Origin of the sequence: Thermosynechococcus sp. HN-54 (genome assembly GCF_023650955.1) — a bacterium.
Classification (GTDB): Bacteria; Cyanobacteriota; Cyanobacteriia; order Thermosynechococcales; family Thermosynechococcaceae; genus Thermosynechococcus.
The window spans coordinates 1,785,480-1,807,413 of sequence record NZ_CP098039.1; the positions used below are offsets into that span (position 1 = coordinate 1,785,480).

Here is a 21,934-nt window from a genome sequence, read left to right on the forward strand (position 1 = left end):
TGTCTTTATGCAAAAAGTGCGCCAAGACCGCAGGCGATGTTGTGGGCGATCGCCAGAATTGACGAGCTGCAACGCAAGTCTTGAGTTCATCTTTAATTCACTTGGATGGATTAGGGTTGAACAATCACCCTTGTGCCCACCTCAATTTTTTCAAAGAGGGCGCGAATATCATCGTTGCGCATGCGCACACAGCCATGGGAAACGGCTTGGCCAATTAAGGATTCATTGGTTGTTCCATGGAAGCCAGCGTAGTTGTTATTTCCCATAGGGGCAAAGACAATCAGGCGATCGCCCAAAGGATTGCGACCAGCCGGCGGAACCCGAACTCCCGTAAAGGGATTACGCCATTGGGGATTGACGACTTTGTGCAACACTCTGCAATGACCTTGGGGCGTTTCCCAGCCCGGCTTGCCCACAGCCACGGGATAGCTGGCTAATACTTGATCGCCTTCATAGAGAAAGACGCGGCGCTCCCGCAAGCGCAGGACAATTTTGCGTTCCAAAGCGGGTAGAAACGGAGTTGCCTCACCAAGGGGGGGAAGTGCCAAGGGCGCTAAGGTGGTCGGTAAGTACGACTCTGACTCAGAGGCGCGGCTCACCTTCAGTTCTTCAGTCCCCGCAGCAGCCATGGGTAAGGTGGCGATCGCCGCCAGTGCGAAACCCAAGACGTTTCCTTGGCCAGCTGCTTACGGCACTCGAATAGGGGTCACCGGTACAAACTCTGGTGCCGGAACAATGGCTGCACAGATGATTTTGGCGGTGGGTACACTGGCATTTGGATCCAAAATCACTGCCACATCCAGACCTTCAACAATTTCCTTACGGAAGGGACGCTGACGGTGCTTGCGATCAAACACCACCACAATCTCTTCACCCCAAGGTTGCCGCAGCGTGACATTATCCCCATCAATGTTGGTGACGACTCCTCGCACGGCCTTCACCTTCTTAGCTTCAGCTGGGGAAAGTAAAACAGTGGCACAGGTTGCCATTGCGGCTAAGGCAACGAGAGCGGTACGACGCAGATTCAACACAGCTTGACTCCTGTTGTTTTTTATCTTTGGACGATCCAATGATTGAATACTGAAAATTGAATGCTGAGGAGTGAATAATTACCTGCATTCTACGTACGACATTTCTGAGGCGTCAAGGCTAGAGCACCAATCTTGATATTTTTTTATGAAGTTGATATTTTTTTACTGAGTTGATCCAGTTTACTGAGTTGATCCAATTAACAAGTTAAATTCATTGAGTAGTATAAGAGCAATCAAGGTCAACTGACCCTGTTGGCGTCTAGGCCAATCCCTCAGGGAAAATTCTCAACGCCCTGTTCGGCTTTGCTGGCAGTTATAACAGTTGCAGACAAGCGCGAGCGATCGCCCAATCCTCTTGGGTTTGCAGTACAAAAACTCGCACGGCGGCAGTAGGCAGCGCAATGTCGCGATCGCCCTTTCCCTGCTCATTGAGGACACTATCTAACTCAATTCCTAGCCAACCTAACCCTTGGCAGACATCACGGCGCACACTTGCGGCATTCTCACCAATGCCTGCTGTAAACACCAAACCATCGAGACCGCCAAGGCTCGGCAAGAGACTAGCAATGCCCCGTTGCAGGGAATAGATAAAACAGTCATAGGCCAACTTGGCTTGGGTATTCCCCTGATCAATCGCTGCCAAGATCTGCCGCAAATCATTACTCACCCCAGAGACCCCCAACAGTCCTGATTGCCGATTTACCAAGCGATCGAGGTCTTCAACCCTGCTGCCGCGCCGCAGCAGATAGAGTAAAATCCCCGGATCAATGTCGCCACAGCGTGTCCCCATCATCACTCCTGCCGTGGGTGTAAAGCCCATCGTCGTCTCAACGGAAACTCCCCCCTTGACGGCTGTCAGGGAGCAACCATTGCCAAGGTGACAGGTAATCAGACGCAACTCTGCTAATGGACGCTGCAAGAGTGTAGCTGCGCGCTCACTCACGTATTGATGACTGATGCCGTGGAAGCCATAGCGCTGAATCCCAGCGGTGGTCAATTCATAGGGAATAGCGTAGGTACGCGCTACCGCCGGCAATTGGGCATGGAACGCCGTATCAAACACCGCAACTTGAGGCGTTTGGGGGCAAATCTCCGCCATCAGTTCTATTCCCAGTAGGTTGGCTGGATTATGGAGCGGCGCATATTCACTAAATTTGGTAATCGCTGCTTTCACCTGCTCATCCACTCGCACGGGTGCCTGGTAACGGCTGCCACCATGGACGACACGATGGCCGATGATCGTAATTTCTCCAAGGCTTTCTAAAAGCTTTGTCTGGCCGCTGGTGAGGGTTTCTAGGAGGATTTTCAGCCAGTTTCGCAGACCCGCGATCGCCCCCTCGGCATGGGTGAGGTTTGCTTCGTAGCGCTGATGCGCAGTCGTCACCTTCAGATGGGCAACTGTTGGTTGTTGTCCCCAGTCGAGGAGGCCTTGCCAGAGGGGAGCGGCGGGAGTCGCAGCGCTTGCTGCCATTGGCGGCTCTAAGCGATATAGACAAGCTTTCAGGCTACTAGAGCCAGCATTGAGCACTAGCACAGTGATCATGGCAGGCCTGTAAAAGGAATTGCCTCTATCCTAACCAAGCCCCCTCGGCAACCGATGCAATGTAGAACACAGTGACTTCAGCCAGATCGGCCTAGAATTGGGACAACAAAAACGTTGGGAGAGTCGGTGTGCCTTGGCAACAGCGGAAATGGCGACGACAGGGAGTGTATCTGCTGTTATTTCTACTGGGGTTGTTAATTGCAGCAGTGGTGCTCACGCAATTGCGATCGCACCCCATTCTCCGCCCCTCCCTGAATCCCCTCCCCCAACATCCTTACATTGCTGTCCACATGAACCACTCCCAAGCCCACAGCTATCAAGAACCCTACCGCCCCTATACCCGTGAAGGGGAAGACCTTGAGGCAATCATGATTGAGCAGATTGCCAAGGCGCAAAAGACCATTGATGTGGCGGTGCAGGAGTTTCGTTTACCGAATCTGGCAAAAGCTCTAGCAGCACGGCAGCAGGCAGGGGTACGGGTAAGAGTGATAATGGAAAATACCTACACTGCCCCTTGGGCAACGTACAGTGCTGCTCAAGTGAGCGCCATGGATCCAAGAATGCGGGAGCGCTATAACGATTGGAAAGCCCTAGTGGATACCAATGGCGATGGTCAACTTAGTGCCGCCGAACTCAGCGATCGCGATGTGCAGACAATCCTCAACGAAGCCAAAATTCCTTGGATTGACGACACGGCGGATGGCTCCAAGGGCAGCATGCTCATGCACCACAAGTTTATTGTCATTGACAATCGCCAAGTGATTGCGACCACGGCGAACTTTACCCTCAGTGATGTGCATGGCGACTTGGGACGACCCGATACCCGTGGCAATGCCAACTCCCTCTTGGTGATTGATAACCCCGCCGTAGCGCGCCTATTTACCGAGGAATTTAACATTATGTGGGGGGATGGTCCCGGTGGTCAGCCTAACAGTCGCTTTGGGGTCAAAAAGCCGCTGCGTCCTCCTCAACGGGTTGCCGTGGGCGATGCCATGGTCACGGTGCGCTTTTCGCCGACCCCGCGATCCCAACCTTGGTCCGCCTCCACCAATGGCTTGATTGGCCAAACACTGACTCGGGGGCGTCAAAAAATTGATATGGCACTTTTTGTCTTGTCAGATCAGGAACTGTCCTACGTTTTAGAGGAACGCCACAACCAAGGGGTCAGCATTCGCGCCCTCATTGACTCAGGATTTATCTACCGAGACTTTAGCGAAGCCTTGGACATGATGGGCGTAGCAATGGCCAATACTGCCCAAGCCCGACAGGGAAAGTGCTACTACGAAGCTGGCAACCGCCCGTGGCAAAACCCCATTCAAACGGTGGGTACCCCCCTACTGCCGGAGGGGGATAAGCTGCACCATAAGTATGGCGTGGTGGATGATCGCACCGTCATTGTCGGTTCCCACAACTGGTCAGAGGCAGCCAACCGCGGCAATGATGAATTCTTGCTGGTCATTGAGCATCCCACTGTAGCGGCTCACTACGAACGGGAGTTTGAGCGGCTCTATAGCAATAGTCGTCTGGGTTTGCCGCAGCATATTCGCGATCGCATTCAGGAACAACTGACCGCCTGTGGCGGCAACATTGCCACTCGACCGGCAACCTCCTCCGGAAGTCGTCCCAGCAGCCCCACCACACGGGTGAACTTGAACACAGCCACTGCTGCTGAACTGCAAACTCTACCGGGTGTCGGCCCCAAACTGGCAGCAGAAATTATCCGTGCTCGCGAGCAAAAGCCGTTTCAATCGTTGGCGGATTTAGATGCCGTCCCCGGTGTTGGGCCGAAGCTCCTCGAACGATTGCGCGATCGCGTGACGTGGTAATAGCCGCTGTTTTAGTAGGTCACAAGGGTTGTAATAGGCACATTCGGCAGTTTGTGCCGTCCCCCCAAGTCCGTCAGCTCGACGATAAAGGCAAAGCCATGGAGTTCGGCTTGCGCTTTTTGGACGAGATCCGCCGCCGCTGCCGCTGTGCCCCCTGTGGCAATCAAATCATCGACAATTAACACCCGTCGACCGGGTTCGATGGCATCTTGGTGCATCTCGAGGCGATCGCGCCCATATTCTAGTTCATACTCCACCGCATAGACGGGAGCACAGAGTTTACCCGGTTTGCGCAAAGGGATGAAGCCAGCCCCCAAGCGATAGGCCAAGGGAGCACCAAAAATAAAGCCCCGTGACTCGATACCAGCCACATAGTCAATGCCATTGTTGGCGTGTTTTTCTGCCAATTGATCAATGACGTAACGTAGCCCCGCCTGATTTTGCAGCAGCGTTGTTAAATCCCGAAACAAAATGCCCGGCTTAGGGAAGTCTGGGACATCGCGAATCAGGGATTTGAGATCCATAGGTAGTGTGTTTCCAATCAGTTCAGAAGCATCCTATCCTAGATCCTGTCTAACGCCAAAAGTAGTGGGCAACAAAGATAACCGCCAATCCCCACAGGGCGGGATGAACTTCTCTCCCTTTGCCAGCAGCCAATTTCACGATTGGATAGCTAATAAATCCCACCGCTAGCCCCTCACTGATGGAATAGCTCAAGGGCATCACCAGCATTACCAAAAAGGCAGGAATGGCCTCAGTCAGATCAGACCAAGGAATGTCTGGGAGCGATCGCGCCATAAATACACCGACAAGCACTAGCGCCGGTGCCGTGGCAAAACTGGGAATTGCAGTTGTAATCGGCAAAAAAAGGAGTGAGAGCAAAAACAATCCGCCAACCATTAAAGCTGTTAGCCCCGTACGGCCGCCCACGGCAATTCCCGCTGCCGATTCAATATAGGTGGTCACGGTGGAGGTGCCAAAGAGGGCACCCACGATTGTCCCCACGGCATCCGCCATAAAGGCTCCCAAAGCGCGGGGGAAATGTCCCTGCTGATTGAGAAACCCTGCCTGTACCCCCACCGCCGAAAGGGTGCCTACGGTGTCAAACATATCGGTAAAAAGCAGTACCAAGGTGACCAAGAGAAAAGACCCCAACTGCTGCGGTTGCAATTGTCCAAAACCCACCAAGGCTTGACCAAAGAGATGGGACGGCCATTGCGGCCATTGGATCAAGCCCGTCGGCCAAGGGGCAGCCCCCACTAGCCATGCAGCTAAGGCGGTGATCATCACTCCCCAAAAAATCGCGCCCCGCACCCCCTTGGCACAGAGAAAAGCCGTCAACAGAATGCCAAGGGCAGCGAGGATGGGTGGCCATGTGTGAAAGGTGGTGAGTTTTGTTTTCGTAGCAGCATCAGCAATGATGATTCCCGCATTGCCAAGGCCAATGTAGGCGATAAATAGCCCCACCCCAGCAGCGATCGCCACCTTCAAAGAGATGGGAATCATATTTACAATCAGCGATCGCACCCCGGTTAGAGTCAGGAGCACAAACACAATTCCCTCGAGGAGGACAGCACTCAGCGCCAATGGCCAAGGCAGCCCCATCTGCCCCACCACTGCAAAGGCAAAAAAGGCATTGATGCCCATGCCGGGCGCCAACGCAATCGGGTAATTTGCCCAAAGCCCCATCAGCACACTACCCACTGCCGCAGAGACAGCAGTTGCAATCACCAACTCAGCTTGCAGATCCTGTGGTTGCGCTAAAAAAATGGCATTGGAAAGAATTTGCGCATTCACTGGCAGGATGTAGGCCATCGTTAGAAATGTGGTCAGTGCCGCCAGTGCCTCCGTTGGCAATGAAGTCTGTGACCGCTGCAAGTGAAACCAAGCCTTTAAGCGTGATTGCCAAGATCCCCTCAAGAGGCTGCTCCTTTGTCAAAGATGAATTCAAGTTTATTTACACTTAAGCAAATCATTAGGGAATTGGATAGCGCCTGCACCTAGAGAGAAGTAGGACAATTCCCGCTAGCGTGGCCTTGAGGTTCTGTCCTCTGATCAAAGCTATGATAGCGATCGCGGGTAGATGTGAGGAAGATTACATCACTGCTTTGAATTTTGCGGTTAAGTTATATCAACTCTACACAGAAGCTGTACAAAAACCAAACATTGAGGGCATATTTAGATTGAGGGCATATTTAGAGCAGGTTGAGAGCAGTGGTAACGAAGTTGTAGCTGTACGCTGGGGAAATCCTCTGAGATATCTATCGCTCTAGAGCCAAAGTTGGGTCAGCAGGAGACAAACCAATGATCAAGAAACTGGTGCGCTCACTCAAACGCCGCTATCCCCATCCGGGGTATCGGCAGCGGGGCTTTACCCTCCCATTAGTGTTGGGCATGGGGCTGATCATGATTGTGGTTGCCCTAACGCTGATCTCGCGATCGCAACTGGATGTGAGCACCGCTAGTTTGCAAAAACAAACCCAGCAAGCCTTTGCCGTGGCTGAGGGGGGCATGGCACGTACTCTAGGCTTACTCAATGGCAACTACCAGATTCTGCTGCGCCGCACCTACAACCCTGCCACCAATACCAACTTTAATCCCCCCAGACCCTACCTCATTGATCGGTCAACGGATGCCACGAAAATTGGCCAGCCCAATACCTCAGGTCTCAACGTTCCCGCCGTCAATCAATGGACAGCAGCGAGCCTTGGCTCCGATGCCCCCCCCTGCTTTACCCTCGATAACCTGAATACGATTGTCCTCAACGGCACCATTGGTACACCGGTGCAAGGCAATTACCGCATTCTCTCCTATCTCTACGATGCGCCGACACAAACGGGGCACCTGTTGATTGAAGGCCGCCTGCCCAATAATTCGCCGGCCAATGCCTTCATCTTGCAAAAGATGGTGATTACGGATCGCAGTGTCCCTGCTAACTTCCCTGGACTCTTAGCACAAAGCATTAACCTCGGCAACAACGATGTCTTTGGCACCGTCAACGGCAATGTCATTTGCACCAACCCTGCCAACTGTGTCGTGCCCCAAGCCGAGTGCCAAAATGGTCAACCCACCCAACAGGGACTGCGCAGTGCCGTGGGAGCGCTGAATAACGCCATTATTGAAGGCACGATCGCCATCAACAAGATTAACCTACCGCCCTTTCCTTCGGCGCCCAATGCAGTGGGTGGTTCCGTGCTAGGGAGTGTTCCCCTGACCACGCTGCCCAGTTGGTTACCCACCAGTCAAGTCACTGACTTTCAGCAAGCCCTGCAAGCGGCAGGAGGATACAGTCAAGGGGCCTACGCCAACTTTCCAGTACCAGGCATAGGTAATAATCCCCCTCAGGACAGACCTGATATTACTGGTAATACAAGCAACCTGACTTTCCCACGACCAGGCGATCGCCCCTACGTTGACCCTAACCCCAACATTCCCTTCTTTATCCCTGATCCTCTACGACCCGGGGAACGAATTGTGAATCCAGAGAAAGTCTATTACGCCTATCGCATCCGTAACATCAACCTGAGTGGCAATGAAAAAGTAACGTTCAACACCAGTAACTACGCCATTCGCCTCTACGTCAGCGGTGACATCAGCCTCAGTGGTCAAGCGGGGATTGACAACACCTGTAGCCCCAATAGTTCCACCTGCGGTACCGGAGCTAATATGGGACTTCCCAGTGGCGTCGGCACCCCCGATCGCCTGCGGATTTATGGTAACCCCCCAGACCCCAACAACAGTACCCCCGATCAATCCTTTACCCTGAGTGGTGGCTCCACCGCAGGGAGTGTCTTTATCTATGCGCCCGATGCGCAGGTAGGCATCAATGGTGGCAGTCGCGAGCCAGATATCTTTGGCGCCGTTTGGGCAAAAACATGGAACGGTTCGAGTTCCAACAATGCTGAAATTCGGGTGCCCGATCGCCTGCCCGAAGCCTTGGGTGGGGAATATGCCAACGCTTCAATTGTGGTAGCACGCACCACGGAAGCCAGCAACTGGAACCGCTTAGCGCAGTACTAAACACCGGAGGCGATGTTGATGACTCACCATAAACTCTATTTTCACTGGCTGGTGCAACAACGTTCCCAAGGCTTTACCCTTGCGGAGGTCTTGGCTTCCATTCTGGTGATTAGCCTCTTTACCCTAGCGGCCATGCAGGCCATTGTGGTGGCTGCCTTTCTGCAAGCGGATGCCCGCAAATTTGCCGAGGCCAGTAACTGGATTCAAGATGATTTGGAAAATATCAAAATTGTTGCCTACGATCTGTGCCAGACGAAGTTTGCCCACCGCAAATTGGCTGCTCCTGCCCAAGGCACGGATACAACCCTCACGTTAGCCCTTATCCAACCGGGTGAAAGCGACTACGATCAAGCGATGCCCCCAGAGTATCGCGCGGGGGGTGCCTGTCCAGTGACATCGCCAACGGATGGTTTTCGAGTGGGCGATCGCGTCCTCATTGGTTCAGATTCTGGGACGCGACGGATTACCGCTATTTCTGGCAACACCATCACAATTACCCCCGCTGTGGGAGGCTATCGGGGCGCGGGAACTCGGGTGTATGCCCGCTGTCGTATTCAGCCCGACGAAACCAACGGGATTGATGGCGGGTTTGGCGCCTACCTGCAAACGCTGATTCCCCCCTTGAACAGTAATAACAACAATCGTCCGATTGTCAATGACACCTTTACATTAACCCGTACGCCAACCACCCGCACCGAAGCGCCCTTCCAAACTTTGGAACTGGCCTATTCTGTGCGCGACAGTAACAACCGCGTCGTTGCTCAACTATCAACCGAGGTGGTGCCCAATGCGTTTTTCCGCTGTCCGTGAGCAGGGCATGACCCTGATTGAAATCTTGATTGTTCTAACGGTAGCAGCTATTTTAGCGGTGGCTGTCACTCCGAGCTTTCTCTATTGGCTAGAAACGCAGCGGGTCAACCAAGCCCTCGAAAGCCTAGAGGGGGCACTACGGGAAGCGCAGCGGGAGGCCATGCGGCGTAACCAAGCCTGTCGAGTGACGATTAACACCGGCACCAATCCCACCATCGTGGGCAATCCACCCGAATGTCTGCCTAATGGGCCGCGCCAACTGGAAAACGTGACCTTGCGTCGAGGAACAGGGACGGCCTCGGTGCGATTTGGCTTTCAGGGGCGCACCAGTAGTACAGGCACTATTGTCATTGCTTCCACCAATAATCCCACCCTTCAGCGCTGTTTGGTGGTGTCTTTGGGATTGGGCATTATGCGCACGGGCAATTACCTTGAGACGGATACCACGGGTATGACTGCCGACAACTGTCAAGCACGTAACTAGAGGGGCACAGATATGCAGGGCTGGCGCAGCAGCGATCGCGGCTTTACACTGACGGAGCTACTGGTGGCGGCTGCCGTTGGCAGTATTGTGGTGGCCATGAGTGGCTGGGCAATGGTGGCGATCCTGCAAAACAATCGTCGTGTGGAGGAGCAGGCCATGACTCGTATGAACCTCAGCCGTGCCCTTGACTTTATTTCCGATGATATCCGCTCAGCCATTCGCATCTCCACAACGGCACCCTCAGATTGGACAATTCCCAGTGGGGGTTACCAGTTGGTGATGTTTATCGAAAAACCAGCGGATAATCTAGAAGAACAGGACAATGGTACCTTAGCCAGTACGACTCGGGTGGCCTACTATACCCGTCCCAAGACCAGTGGTGTGGTGTGGCGAGGCCCGATGATTCTCTATCGCCAAAAAATTGGTGATTCGACCCCCAATGCATTGATTGATGGCATTGCCAGTACCAGCCCCACCTGTACAAATAATTTGGCGGGCGCCGCCGACAGTGGCACCAACAAAGGAGGATTTCGGGTTTTTGTTCAACACAACCGCAACGTTAAGCTCTGTATTGCCGGTCTAGTGGAGTCCACAGGTACGGTTTACCAAGCAGAAACCCTCGCTGCCGTGCGATCCGGATCTGCCACACCCACTCCCTAGAGGCAGCAGCACTCCTTGAGAGGGACTTTCGGGAACACTGATAGCTTCTTCTCTTCACTCGGATGAAACAGCGTCAAAAGGTGAAAGTTCCTAGGGAACAGGCTGACACTCCCTTTGGATACCCCTTGTCTTACAAAAAGGTCATCCTCTTGCTAGCGCTGCCGTTAATAGGGAGGCACTCATGATTTGGCTTTTTTATGGTCTGATGACCATTCTTGGTATCGGTCTGCACTTGTGGCGACAGCCTCACCAGCGTACACGAACAGGGATCATCCATGTCAGTTTGCTGTACCTACTGGTTGTTTTTGTGGGAATTGGGGGGATGATGGGGGCGTTGGTGCATACCTTTGATGCGGAAGCAACAGCTCGCAAAATTGGCTGGTTGCCGGGGAGTCCTTTCCAATTTGAGGTCGCAATGGCAAATCTGGCCTTTGGGATTCTTGGCCTTCTGTGCATTTGGCAGCGGGGATTGTTTTGGACAGCCACAGGGATTGGTTTCTCGGTCTATGTCTTGGGATGTGCCTATGGCCACTACCGGCAGATGTTGCTAGGAAATTTTGCTCCCTACAATGCTGGCTGGGGAATTTGGCTTTACGATGTTGCGGTACCGTTGTTGATCTTGGCGTTGCTGTGGGGGCGCAGTCGCTGGAATGGGTTCTACCCGCCTAGAAATGTGAGTAAATCCTAACACCAATCGCCCTCAGAGCTGGTGACCTAGTGATTTTCAACTTAACAGAACAGGCGCGATCGCAAGAGGGAGTGTAGGATAGGAAAGGCGTCATTCAAACTATTTGGCTGCGTTGTCCCTATGCCTCGTCGTACCGATATTTCAAAGATTCTCATTATTGGTTCGGGTCCCATTGTCATTGGTCAGGCCTGTGAATTTGACTATTCGGGAACCCAAGCCTGTAAGGCCTTGCGCGAGGAAGGGTATGAGGTGATCCTGATTAACTCCAACCCCGCCACCATCATGACGGATCCCGAGACCGCCGATCGCACCTACATTGAACCCCTAACCCCCGAAATGGTGGAAAAAGTGATTGCCGCCGAACGCCCGGATGCCCTACTGCCGACCATGGGGGGACAAACGGCGCTGAATTTGGCGGTGGTACTCGCAAAATCGGGAGTGCTGGATCGCTATGGCGTGGAGTTGATTGGTGCCAAATTGCCAGCTATTGAAATGGCGGAGGATCGCAAGCTCTTTAAGGAGGCAATGCAGCGAATTGGGTTGGGGGTGTGTCCCTCGGGCTTGGCCAATACCCTCGAAGAGGCGCGGGCGATTGCCCAAGAGATTGGGGTTTATCCCCTAATTATTCGACCGGCCTTTACCTTGGGGGGCACCGGTGGCGGCATTGCCTATAACCAAGAGGAATTTGACGAGATTGCTGCCGCTGGTCTGGATGCTAGTCCCGTCTCGCAAATTCTCATTGAGCAGTCCCTCATTGGCTGGAAAGAATACGAGCTAGAAGTTATGCGGGACATGGCCGATAACGTGGTCATTATCTGCTCTATTGAGAACGTGGATCCCATGGGCATCCATACCGGGGACTCCATCACGGTTGCCCCCGCCCAAACTCTGACGGATAAAGAGTATCAGCGGCTGCGGGATGCGGCCATCAAAATCATTCGCGAAATTGGCGTCGAAACGGGCGGCTCGAACATTCAGTTTGCCGTTAACCCCGAAACGGGGGAAGTGATCGTGATTGAAATGAATCCCCGCGTTTCCCGCTCTTCGGCATTGGCCTCGAAAGCAACCGGCTTTCCCATTGCTAAAATGGCGGCGAAATTGGCTGTGGGCTACACGCTGCCGGAAATCCCCAACGACATTACCAAGAAAACGCCCGCTAGCTTTGAACCCACCATTGACTACGTGGTCACCAAAATTCCCCGCTTTGCCTTTGAGAAGTTTCCGGGGTCGCAGCCTGTCCTCACCACCCAAATGAAGTCCGTCGGTGAAGCCATGGCCATTGGCCGTACCTTCCAAGAGTCACTGCAAAAAGCCCTGCGATCGCTAGAAACGGGTCGAGCCGGCTGGGGGTGCGATCGCCCCGAGAAACTCCCTAGCCTTGAGCAACTGCGGGGGAAACTGCGCACACCCAATCCCGACCGCATCTTTGCCATTCGCCACGCCTTCCTCTTGGGAATGACTGTTGAAGAGGTTTATGAACTAACCGCCATTGATCCATGGTTCTTGCGGCAGATGCAGGGACTGCTAGAAACGGAAAAATTCCTCAAGCGCAGCAAACTGGAGCAACTGACTGCCGATGATCTCTGGCGAGTCAAGCAGCAGGGCTTTAGTGATGCCCAAATTGCCTATGCGACCAAAACCACTGACGATCAGGTGCGGGCCTATCGCCAATCCCTTAGTGTTGTTCCCGTCTATAAAACTGTGGATACCTGTGCGGCGGAGTTTGAAGCCTACACCCCCTACTACTACTCCACCTACGAGCGGCCTGTGGAACAGATTAACCCAGATACCGGCGAGGTCGAACCACTACCGCCGCAATCGGAAGTATTGCCCCCCCGCAAGCCCCGCGTAATGATTCTTGGCTCTGGCCCCAACCGCATTGGCCAAGGAATTGAATTTGATTACTGCTGCTGCCACGCCTCCTATGCCCTGCGGGCCGATGACTATGAAACGATCATGGTCAACTCCAACCCAGAAACCGTTTCCACGGATTATGACACCAGCGATCGCCTCTACTTTGAACCCCTGACAAAGGAAGATGTCCTCAACATTATTGAAGTGGAGCGCCCCGTCGGGATTATTATTCAGTTTGGCGGTCAGACGCCGCTGAAACTCGCCTTGCCACTCCAGCAGTACCTCGAAACCCATGGCGATCGCCTCGGAACGCAAATCTGGGGTACCTCGCCCGACTCCATTGATATTGCCGAAGACCGCGAACGTTTTGAGAAAATTTTGCGGGAGCTGGATATCCCTCAACCCCCCAATGGCACCGCTCGCAGTTATGCCGAAGCCCTGAGTATTGCTCAGCGCATTAGCTACCCTGTGGTGGTGCGCCCCAGTTATGTGCTCGGTGGTCGCGCCATGGAAATTGTCTATTCCGATGCCGAACTAGAACGCTATATGAACGAAGCAGTTCAGGTGGAGCCAGAGCGACCAATCCTCATTGATAAGTATCTTGAAAATGCCATTGAGGTGGATGTGGATGCCATTGCTGATGCCACCGGTACCGTCGTGATTGGCGGGATTATGGAACACATCGAACAAGCAGGGATTCACTCTGGGGATTCTGCCTGTAGCCTGCCCACCCAATCCCTCTCTCCCACCGTGTTGGAGACCATCCGTAGGTGGAGTATTGCCCTTGCCAAGGCACTCAAAGTGGTGGGGCTGATGAACCTACAACTGGCGGTACAAGGGGAGCAGGTCTATATTTTGGAGGCCAACCCGCGGGCATCCCGTACGGTGCCCTTTGTCTCGAAGGCGATCGGCATTCCCCTCGCCAAAATTGCGGCGCGGCTGATGGCAGGCAAAACCCTCGCGGAACTCAATTTCCTCAATGAGAAAATTCCCAACCATGTCGCCGTCAAGGAAGCGGTTCTGCCCTTTGACAAATTTGCCGGTACGGATACGGTGCTGGGGCCAGAGATGCGCTCCACTGGTGAGGCGATGGGGATTGATATGACCTTTGGCGCTGCCTATGCCAAGTCCCAACTGGCGGCCAATCAACGGTTGCCCTTGCAGGGAACAGTCTTTGTTTCCATGAACGATCGCGATAAGGCAGCAATTGTGCCCGTGGTTCAAGAGTTACAATCCCTCGGCTTTCGGATTATCGCCACCGAAGGGACGCGCAATGCTTTGTTAGAGGCGGGCTTAAGCAATATTGAACTCATCCTCAAGCTCCATGAGGGGCGCCCCCATGTCCTCGATGCGATTAAAAACCAGCAAATTCACCTGATCCTCAATACCCCCTCCGGTCAAGAGGCCCGCACTGATGCCCAACTGATTCGCCGCACTGCCCTTGCCTATAAAATTCCCATCGTGACAACGATCGCCGGTGCCAAGGCGACGGCTGCGGCCATTAAAACCCTGCAAACTTCAACCCTAGGGGTACGGTCACTTCAGGACTACCATCGGGCAGAATGCTAAACATTGGCTTTGGCAACTATGTCGCGCCCCAGCGATTGCTGGCGATCGTCAGCCCGGACTCTGCTCCCATTAAACGTCTGATTCTTGAAGCACGAGAGCACCATCACCTCATTGATGCCACCCACGGGCGGCGAACCCGTGCCGTTTTAGTTCTAGACGGCGAGATTGTCGTCCTCTCGGCATTGCATCCGGAAACCTTGGTGGCGCGGCTGAACCCACCCCCCTAGACGCCTCTAAAAAATAATCGTTACCCGCAGCGAATCAGTGTATAGGCCAGGCCTGACCCACTGCTGGGCGGGAATGCGACCGTAGATCGTCAGGGTATTGAGGACATTGTTGCCGGGAATAAAAGGTCCCCGTTGCTGTGTGCCCCCTGTGCCATCGCCCCAAATAATGCTGCGGTTGGCATCGAGGTAGAGGTTATAGTTCAGGCGATCGCTCCCACTGCTCATTTGTCGCGGTGTAAAACTATTGCTGCCCCCTTGGCTTAGTTGAACCGTTATGGGGCGGTTATTAAAGCTGCCAGCCCCCCCACCCACACAGACAAACTGGACTTGACCAGTGGTATCTAGGGGAATGGGTGAAAAAGGATCATAGTTCCCAAAGTGTAACCCGGTCACACTTTGAAACTGACAACCCGTCCCCTGAGCCTGTGCGGCTGCCCAACACCCAAGGCAACTGAGGCCAGTGATGACTCCTATCGTGGCGAGTCGGGCAAGGAACATGAGACTTCCCCTACATCGGTAAAGAAATCCTCACTGGGTGGCAGGGTGAGGTTAAATGTGCAGCGGAGTTGCTCGTAGGCCACTTCCGCGGTGTAGGTTCCTGCTTCTAGGGTATCAAAGTAAAATTCTCCCCTTGGCGAGAGGGGCGATACGATTTTTTCCTTGTCGCGTTCTAGGGTGAGTTGTCCCAAATTGGGGATGATCCGCTCACTGCCCCGCAAAATCACCATCCGACCGACATAGTTGCGACTGGGGCGGACATCAAAGCGAGCGATCGCCCCCCCACGAAAGGGCGGTGCAATCAGTAGCTCCGTGCGGCCAATGGCAAAGTCAAGGGGAATATCCTGATCCTCAATCCGCAAGGCATTCCCGTAATAGGGCAGCAAGTCTGGAATCAAAATTTTACCGCGACGATTCGTGCGACCAATTTCTTGATTGCTTAAGTACGTCCGTACCCCTGCCACATTGGGCACCTCCACCAAGGCAAAACTCCCCTGCACCACCACTATAGCCCACCCCCACGGGGGGCGATCGCGAGACGTTGAGGAAAGGAATCCCTTGATTCCCCTGTTGCAACCAGCCGCTGTTAATGGTCACCGCATTGTTGAGGAAATAGTAGATACGATCGATCTCTAGCATGCCGTTGCTCAATAATCTAAAACTTTCCCTCTAGGGCAGCTTGACAGCGATCGCACAACTGGGGATGCACGGCCGATTGACCCACACTTTCAGCATAATTCCAGCAGCGGACGCATTTTTCCCCCTTGGCGTGATCGACACCAATCCACAGCCCCTCGTCTTCAAGGACATAGGGTACCTCCACCGCGCGGGGTTGCTCCATGACCTCCACCTGGGAAACCAAAAAGAGATAGCGCAGCTCATCCACCCCATTACCACTGAGGGCATCGCTGGGATTCATTTCCTGAAGGCGATCGCGCCACTCGGCATCGGCTACATAGATCCAGACTTTAGCCTCCAAGGAGGAGCCAATCCGCTTTTCAGTTCGGGCTTTTTCGAGAACCTTGTTCACTTCTAGGCGTAATTGGCGTAGGCGTTGCCACTCAGTTGCTAGGGCTTTATCTTGCCACTGGGCTGGCAGCTGTACCCAGCCGCTTTGAAAAACAGAGAGATAGGGGGTTTTGAAGGGCAGATGCTGCCAAATATCCTCCGCTAAGTGGGGGAGGACGGGCGCAATGGCACGGGCTAGGTTTTGAACCGCAATGGCGAGAACAGTTTGACAACTGCGGCGGCGATCGCTAGCGGCAGCACTGATGTAGAGCCGATCCTTGGCAATGTCTAGGTAGAAATTGGATAAATCTACCACACAGAGGTTTTGAATGGTCTGGAAAAAGCGATAGAACTGAAAACTATCAAAGGCCGCGGTCACTTCACTGAAGACCTCGTGCAGCCGATGCAGCATGTAGCGATCCAAGGCCGGCAGTTGGGCATAGGGAATCGCATCCTGATCGGGGTCAAAGTCGTGAAGATTCCCCAAGAGAAAGCGCGCGGTGTTGCGAATTTTGCGATAGACATCCGCCAACTGCCTGAGGATGTTTTTGCCAATGGGCACATCATCGGCGTAGTCCACGGAGGAGACCCACAGCCGCAGCACGTCGGCACCATAGGGCGGATCTTGCTTTTGGTTTTTACCCCCTTCAATCACTTCTCGCGGATCCGTGACATTGCCGAGGGACTTGCTCATCTTGCGTCCCTGCTCATCGAGGACAAAGCCATGGGTAAGGACTGCCTTATAGGGCGCCTGGCCTTTGACGGCGACCCGTGTCAGTAATGAGGATTGAAACCAGCCGCGGTGCTGATCCGAGCCTTCGAGATAGAGATCCGCCTGTTGATCGCCGAGAACCGCTGCCCAAGAGGATCCGGAATCAAACCAGACATCCATGGTGTCAGTGCCCTTTTCGTAGCGATCGGCCTGATCTCGGAGGGACGCCGGCAATAATTCCGCCACAGACAATTCCCACCACGCATCGGAGCCGCGATCGCGAATAATGGCTTGCACATGGGCAATGGTTTCTGGGGTCAGTAGCGGTTCTCCCGTTTCTTTGTCATAAAAGACGGGAATGGGCACGCCCCAACTACGCTGCCGCGAAATGCACCAATCGGATCGCTCGGTGACCATGGCGGTAATGCGGTTTTCCCCTTGGGCAGGAATCCAAGTGACCTCAGCGATCGCCCGCAGTGCCGCATCGCGAAACCCTTCAACCGAGGCAAACCACTGCTCGGTGGCGCGGAAGATGGTCGGTTTTTTTGTCCGCCAGTCGTAGGGATACTTGTGAACATAGGGTTCTTCCTTGAGGAGTGCCCCACACGCTTGCAAAGCCGCAATCACGGCTTCATTCCCTTCCTTGAGGACATTGAGACCGGCAAAGGGGCCTGCTTCCGCTGTAAAGCAACCATTCTCATCCACGGGCGATAGGATGGGCAGACCATAGTGTTGACCTACGGCATAGTCTTCTAAGCCATGGCCGGGGGCCGTATGAACCAGACCCGTTCCGGAGTCAGTTGTCACATAATCGCCGCCAATAACAATTTTGCTCTCGCGCTCAAAGAGGGGGTGGCGATAGCGCGCATTTTCCAAGTCCGCTCCTTTGGCCGTAGCCACCACCTTGAGCGTACAACCGAGGGTTTGGCTGAGGCGCTCCACCAGCTCCTTGGCCACAATCAAATACTTGTAGCGAGCACTGGGTTTGACCTCAACAAGGGCATAGGTGAGATCCGGATTGACACTTACGGCCAAGTTGGCAGGAATTGTCCAAGGGGTTGTTGTCCAAATGGCAACGCCTAATTTGCCGAGCGCTTTGTACCAAGACTTGGCTAGCCCTTGGGGCAGCTCAATCACTTCAAAGGCGGCATAGAGACTGCGGGAGGTGTGGCCTTCGGGATATTCCAGTTCCGCTTCGGCGAGGGCGGTTTTAGAACTGGGACTCCAGTGCACCGGTTTCAGGCCGCGATAAATGTAGCCCCGCAGCACCATTTCGCCAAAGACGCCGATTTGGGCAGCCTCATAGTCAGGGGTGAGTGTCAAGTAGGGGTGCTCCCAGTCACCCCAAACCCCATAGCGTTGGAAACTCTGCTTTTGCTCGGCAACGGTTTTGAGGGCAAATTCTTTGGCCTGTTGACGGAGGGTGAGGGGCGTGAGCTGCGCGCGCTGTTCGGGTTTCAGGTTTTGCAGGACCTTGAGTTCAATGGGTAGGCCATGGCAATCCCAGCCGGGTCGGTAGTGTACCTTGCGTCCCCGCAGCAGTTGGTACTTGTTGATGATGTCCTTGAGGATTTTATTCAGGGCATGGCCAATGTGCAGGGCGCCGTTGGCGTAGGGGGGACCGTCGTGGAGGATAAAGACTTCCCCCGGATTGGTTTGCTGGAGGGTTTCATAAATTTTGTGCTCTGCCCAAAAGGCTTGCAATTGAGGTTCCCGTATCGCTGCATTCGCCCGCATTTCAAACGTGGTTTGCGGCAGGTTGACGGTGTCTTTGTAGTCGGGGGTAGCGTCAGTCATGGGTGGGTACAGCGGGGTATGATGGTTTTCAGCTAGGGAAAAAACGCATCTTGGCAATGGATTTCATTGTAGGGGAACTGTTCTTGCTCACTCAAGGATGATTTCCGTTCTGGGTTTGGATTTGGGGCGCAAGCGCATTGGCGTTGCGGGGTGCGATCGCTTGGGGCAGTTGGCCACGGGCATTACAACCATTCATCGCCGCAATTTTGCCAGTGATATGGCGCAGCTTCGACAGATTTGTCAAGAGCGAGGGGTGGAAAAGTTAATCGTGGGCTTGCCCTACACCCTCGATGGTCAACTGGGTTCCCAAGCACGGCAGGTGCAGCATTTGGCAGAAAAAATTGGCACAGCCTTAAATTTGCCGGTGGAATACGTTGATGAGCGGCTAACGTCGTTTCAAGCGGAGGAAATCCTCAAACAACGGCGGCGATCGCCCCGTCACCACAAGGACTTGGTGGATCAAATTGCTGCTGCCCTGATTTTGCAACAGTGGCTTGATGCCCGTTCTCAAGCTGCAAAAGCAACCCTAGCCCCCCTTGAACCGCAGCTATAAGTGATGCTCGAAATTTCTATTCCCAAATTATTGGGCAGGGGCTACCATGTACGGGGTCGAAACTGCGCATCATTGAGAATCGCCACGCCGTCTCCCGACTGGGCCAACACAAACAAACCTTGCCGGTAGGCATAGCGAGCCACCTCAGGCGGCACAATCATCCCTGCCACCGCTCCCAAGAGCTTGGTGTCACGATACTGGTGCGCCAAACGACGAAATTTCGCAATGCGCTCTAGATGCTCATCCACATCCCCTTGGCTTAGTTTCGTTTTTACCTCGACGAGAACCGCTTCATCCGTATTGACCACCAGCAGATCAATTTCTAAACTCTCGTTCCCATCTTGGAGAATGACATCGCTGTAAAGTTGAGAGACGGCAATTCCCCGACTCTGAAATAAACGGAGTACCGCTGGTCGTACCTGCCATTCCACAAATTCCCCAAGGCGATTGCCCAGTTTCCCCAGTTGCTGATTGAGTTGGCGAGCTTCTTCTCGCAGCAATCGTTCCGTTGCTTGGAAACGTCGGTCAGTCTCCTGAAATCGCCGATCCGTTTCTTGAAAGCGGCGTTCCGTTTCTTGAAAGCGGCGTTCCGTTTCCTTTTGAGCTTCTAACAGCTCCCCTAATAATCGCCAAACATCGTCAGGGGTGTATGCCTTTGTCATTGCTTGATTGAGGTGATTAATTGACCGCGCCTTGCTTGAGCGCTGCGCTACTTGAGGGGGGATAAAAAGGGGACTTGCTACATACCTTTATCTTAAGTTCTTTACGGTAGCATCTATCTATCACTTGAAATAACTATCGAATGAACCTAGAGACACTGCGCACCTACCACGATACCTACCCTGCCCTGCTCAATAAGACCTACCTCAACTATGGGGGGCAAGGGCCGCTGCACCAAGACACTTGGCATGCGATTCTCCAGAGCGATCGCCACATCCAAGAACAAGGTCCCTTTGCCAATCGGGTCTTTCCGTGGCTGAGTCAACAACTGCAAACCCTGCGAGCAGAACTGGCACAGCTTTTGGGAACAACGGCAGACACCATTGCCCTGACCGATTCTGTAACCACTGGCTGCAATATCGTTCTTTGGGGCATCAACTGGCAAGCGGGCGATCGCCTGCTAATTTCCAACTGTGAGCATCCGGGGGTAGTGGCGATTACGGAGCAATTAGCGCGGCGGTTGGGGGTGGTCGTGGATCGGGTGGCCTTTTGGCCCTGGTGTGAGGATGAGGTGGCCGCCATTGAAGCCCAACTCCATCCCCGCACACGCTTGGTGGTTCTCAGTCATTTGCTGTGGAATACCGGGAAACTTTTGCCGTTAAAGCAGATTGTTGACGTTTGCCATCGTCGCGGCATCCAAGTCTTGGCGGATGGTGCCCAAAGTGTTGGCATGGTGCCCCTGAATTTACCCGCCTTGGGGGTGGACTACTATGCCTTTACGGGACACAAGTGGTGCTGTGGACCTGCGGGGCTGGGAGGGCTGTACATTCGGCGCGATCGCCTGCCCACCTTGGAACCCACCTTCATTGGTTGGCGCGGCATTCACCAAACCCGTGAGGCGCAACCTGCGGGCTGGAAAGAGGATGCCAGTCGCTTTGAGGTGGCCACAACCGCTTTTTCCTTGGTACCAGGGCTAACCACTGCTCTCCAGATCCATGCAGCCTGGGGCACCCCCCAAGAGCGATACCAGCGCATTTGTGCCCTGAGTCATCACCTCTGGCAACAGTTACAGGGGATTGAGGGCTTGACCTGCCTCAGTCCAGTGCCACCGCTGTCGGGATTGGTGGCCTTTCAGTTGGCCAATGGTCAGCATCGTCAATTGGTGCAGGATTTGGAAGCAGAAAATATCTTGGTGCGGGAATTGCTTTATCCTGCCTCGGTGCGAGCCTGTGTGCATTACTTTACGCTGCCGCAGGAGTGCGATCGCTTTGTCGGTGCCCTCAAACAGTGGCTCCAGGATCATCCTCAGGAAGTTTGAGAATTGAATTAGAGCGATTCTCCAAGAGAGTGACCTACCATGTACGGGGCTGGAACTGGGCATCATTGAGAATCGTCACCCCATCTCCTGACTGCGCCAACACAGACAAACCTTGCCGATAGGCATAGCGAGCCACCTCAGGGAACACGATCATCCCTGTCACGGCGCCCAAGAGCTTGGTGCCCCGATACTGGTGCGCCAAACGACGAAATTTCGCGATCCGCTCTAAATGCTCATCCACATCCCCTTGGCTCAGTTTCGTTTTCACCTCGACGAGGACGGCTTCATCTGTGTTAGCAACCAGCAGATCAATTTCTAAACTCTCGTTGCCATCTTGGAGAATGACATGGCTGTAAAGCTGACAGACAGCAATTCCCCGATTCTGAAATCATCACAGCACGGCGGGGCGTACCTGCCATTCCACAAATTCCCCAAGGCGATTGCTGAGTTTCCCCAGTTGCTGGTTGAGTTGGCGCGCTTCTTCCCGCAGCAATCGTTCCGTTTCTTGAAATCGCCGATCCGTCTCCTGAAATTGGCGCTCCGTTTCCTTCTGAGCCTCTAATAGCTCCCCCAATAACCGCCAAACCTCTTCAGGGGTATATGCCTCTGTCATCCGTATTGGGAAAAACATTCTTAAGTAAAGATACTCAACCGTGGCTCGTTATACTAAAGTCTG

At 53.8% G+C, this 21,934-nt stretch carries 19 protein-coding genes and 1 pseudogene; 10 read left to right on the forward strand and 10 right to left on the reverse strand.

The window, feature by feature from the left end; genetic code table 11:
* Positions 1–110: 110 nt before the first annotated feature.
* The 3 genes from NBE99_RS08625 to NBE99_RS08635 all read right to left on the reverse strand — a co-directional run bounded on the left by NBE99_RS08625 (position 111) and on the right by NBE99_RS08635 (position 2,574).
* Positions 111–665, reverse strand: coding sequence for a L,D-transpeptidase (locus tag NBE99_RS08625; RefSeq protein ID WP_250681687.1), 555 nt, complete (start codon positions 663–665; stop codon positions 111–113).
* 21 nt (positions 666–686) lie between these two features.
* Positions 687–1,031, reverse strand: a complete 345-nt coding sequence (locus NBE99_RS08630) for a hypothetical protein (RefSeq protein WP_250681688.1) — start codon at positions 1,029–1,031, stop codon at positions 687–689.
* 313 nt (positions 1,032–1,344) lie between these two features.
* On the reverse strand, positions 1,345–2,574 hold the full coding sequence (locus tag NBE99_RS08635; RefSeq protein WP_250681689.1) for an acetate/propionate family kinase: 1,230 nt from the start codon (positions 2,572–2,574) through the stop codon (positions 1,345–1,347).
* A 128-nt stretch (positions 2,575–2,702) separates the two neighbouring features.
* Here NBE99_RS08635 and NBE99_RS08640 point away from each other — a divergent pair, with 128 nt between their 5' ends.
* Positions 2,703–4,400, forward strand: coding sequence for a phospholipase D-like domain-containing protein (locus tag NBE99_RS08640; protein ID WP_250681690.1), 1,698 nt, complete (start codon positions 2,703–2,705; stop codon positions 4,398–4,400).
* An 11-nt stretch (positions 4,401–4,411) separates the two neighbouring features.
* On the opposite strand, the gene NBE99_RS08645 is transcribed toward NBE99_RS08640, so the two are convergent.
* Together NBE99_RS08645 and NBE99_RS08650 are read right to left on the reverse strand one after the other, a co-directional pair.
* The gene (locus NBE99_RS08645; RefSeq protein ID WP_250681691.1) at positions 4,412–4,924 is read right to left on the reverse strand and encodes an adenine phosphoribosyltransferase; all 513 of its coding nucleotides are present in this window, start codon (positions 4,922–4,924) and stop codon (positions 4,412–4,414) included.
* A 49-nt stretch (positions 4,925–4,973) separates the two neighbouring features.
* A complete protein-coding gene (locus NBE99_RS08650) occupies positions 4,974–6,257 on the reverse strand; it encodes an NCS2 family permease (RefSeq protein ID WP_250681692.1) in 1,284 nt (427 codons plus the stop codon).
* Between the two features lie 447 nt (positions 6,258–6,704).
* Between NBE99_RS08650 and NBE99_RS08655 the strand changes: the two genes are divergently transcribed.
* The 7 genes from NBE99_RS08655 to NBE99_RS08685 all read left to right on the forward strand — a co-directional run bounded on the left by NBE99_RS08655 (position 6,705) and on the right by NBE99_RS08685 (position 14,712).
* Positions 6,705–8,420 (forward strand): pilus assembly PilX N-terminal domain-containing protein, encoded by a 1,716-nt coding sequence (locus NBE99_RS08655; protein WP_250681693.1) that lies wholly within the window; start codon positions 6,705–6,707, stop codon positions 8,418–8,420.
* Positions 8,421–8,438: 18 nt separating this feature from the next.
* Entirely contained in the window at positions 8,439–9,230 is a 792-nt protein-coding gene (locus NBE99_RS08660) for a prepilin-type N-terminal cleavage/methylation domain-containing protein (RefSeq protein WP_250681694.1), read from the forward strand.
* A complete protein-coding gene (locus tag NBE99_RS08665; RefSeq protein WP_250681695.1) occupies positions 9,208–9,714 on the forward strand; it encodes a GspH/FimT family pseudopilin in 507 nt (168 codons plus the stop codon). Before NBE99_RS08660 ends, NBE99_RS08665 begins: the two co-directional genes overlap by 23 nt.
* Positions 9,715–9,726: 12 nt before the next feature.
* Positions 9,727–10,374 (forward strand): type II secretion system protein J, encoded by a 648-nt coding sequence (locus NBE99_RS08670; RefSeq protein WP_250681696.1) that lies wholly within the window; start codon positions 9,727–9,729, stop codon positions 10,372–10,374.
* Between the two features lie 181 nt (positions 10,375–10,555).
* Positions 10,556–11,062, forward strand: a complete 507-nt coding sequence (locus NBE99_RS08675; protein ID WP_250681697.1) for a DUF6790 family protein — start codon at positions 10,556–10,558, stop codon at positions 11,060–11,062.
* A gap of 120 nt (positions 11,063–11,182) precedes the next feature.
* Positions 11,183–14,485 (forward strand): carbamoyl-phosphate synthase large subunit, encoded by a 3,303-nt coding sequence (gene carB, locus NBE99_RS08680; RefSeq protein WP_250681698.1) that lies wholly within the window; start codon positions 11,183–11,185, stop codon positions 14,483–14,485.
* Positions 14,479–14,712 carry a DUF370 domain-containing protein gene (locus NBE99_RS08685; RefSeq protein ID WP_250681699.1) on the forward strand — a complete coding sequence of 78 codons (234 nt, stop codon included), beginning with the start codon at positions 14,479–14,481 and terminating at the stop codon, positions 14,710–14,712. Before carB ends, NBE99_RS08685 begins: the two co-directional genes overlap by 7 nt.
* Positions 14,713–14,718: 6 nt before the next feature.
* Here the strand turns inward: NBE99_RS08685 and NBE99_RS08690 are convergent, their stop codons facing one another.
* From NBE99_RS08690 to ileS, 3 genes are all read right to left on the reverse strand, one after another.
* Positions 14,719–15,210, reverse strand: a complete 492-nt coding sequence (locus NBE99_RS08690) for a spore coat U domain-containing protein (RefSeq protein ID WP_250681700.1) — start codon at positions 15,208–15,210, stop codon at positions 14,719–14,721.
* Positions 15,183–15,716, reverse strand: coding sequence for a fimbria/pilus outer membrane usher protein (locus tag NBE99_RS08695; RefSeq protein WP_250681701.1), 534 nt, complete (start codon positions 15,714–15,716; stop codon positions 15,183–15,185). The genes NBE99_RS08690 and NBE99_RS08695 overlap by 28 nt, the downstream gene beginning before the upstream one ends.
* Positions 15,717–15,865: 149 nt before the next feature.
* Positions 15,866–18,727: an isoleucine--tRNA ligase gene (gene ileS / locus NBE99_RS08700; RefSeq protein WP_250681702.1), complete on the reverse strand. Its 2,862-nt coding sequence runs from the start codon at positions 18,725–18,727 to the stop codon at positions 15,866–15,868.
* Positions 18,728–18,824: 97 nt separating this feature from the next.
* Between ileS and ruvX the strand changes: the two genes are divergently transcribed.
* Positions 18,825–19,280, forward strand: a complete 456-nt coding sequence (ruvX, locus tag NBE99_RS08705) for a Holliday junction resolvase RuvX (RefSeq protein WP_250681703.1) — start codon at positions 18,825–18,827, stop codon at positions 19,278–19,280.
* A gap of 41 nt (positions 19,281–19,321) precedes the next feature.
* On the opposite strand, the gene NBE99_RS08710 is transcribed toward ruvX, so the two are convergent.
* Complete coding sequence (locus NBE99_RS08710) at positions 19,322–19,942, reverse strand: hypothetical protein (protein WP_250681704.1); 621 nt, start codon at positions 19,940–19,942, stop codon at positions 19,322–19,324.
* Positions 19,943–20,082: 140 nt separating this feature from the next.
* Between NBE99_RS08710 and NBE99_RS08715 the strand changes: the two genes are divergently transcribed.
* Entirely contained in the window at positions 20,083–21,258 is a 1,176-nt protein-coding gene (locus tag NBE99_RS08715; protein ID WP_250681705.1) for an aminotransferase class V-fold PLP-dependent enzyme, read from the forward strand.
* A gap of 34 nt (positions 21,259–21,292) precedes the next feature.
* On the opposite strand, the pseudogene NBE99_RS13355 reads toward NBE99_RS08715, so the two are convergent.
* Positions 21,293–21,871: pseudogene (locus tag NBE99_RS13355) on the reverse strand (hypothetical protein).
* Positions 21,872–21,934 lie beyond the last annotated feature (63 nt).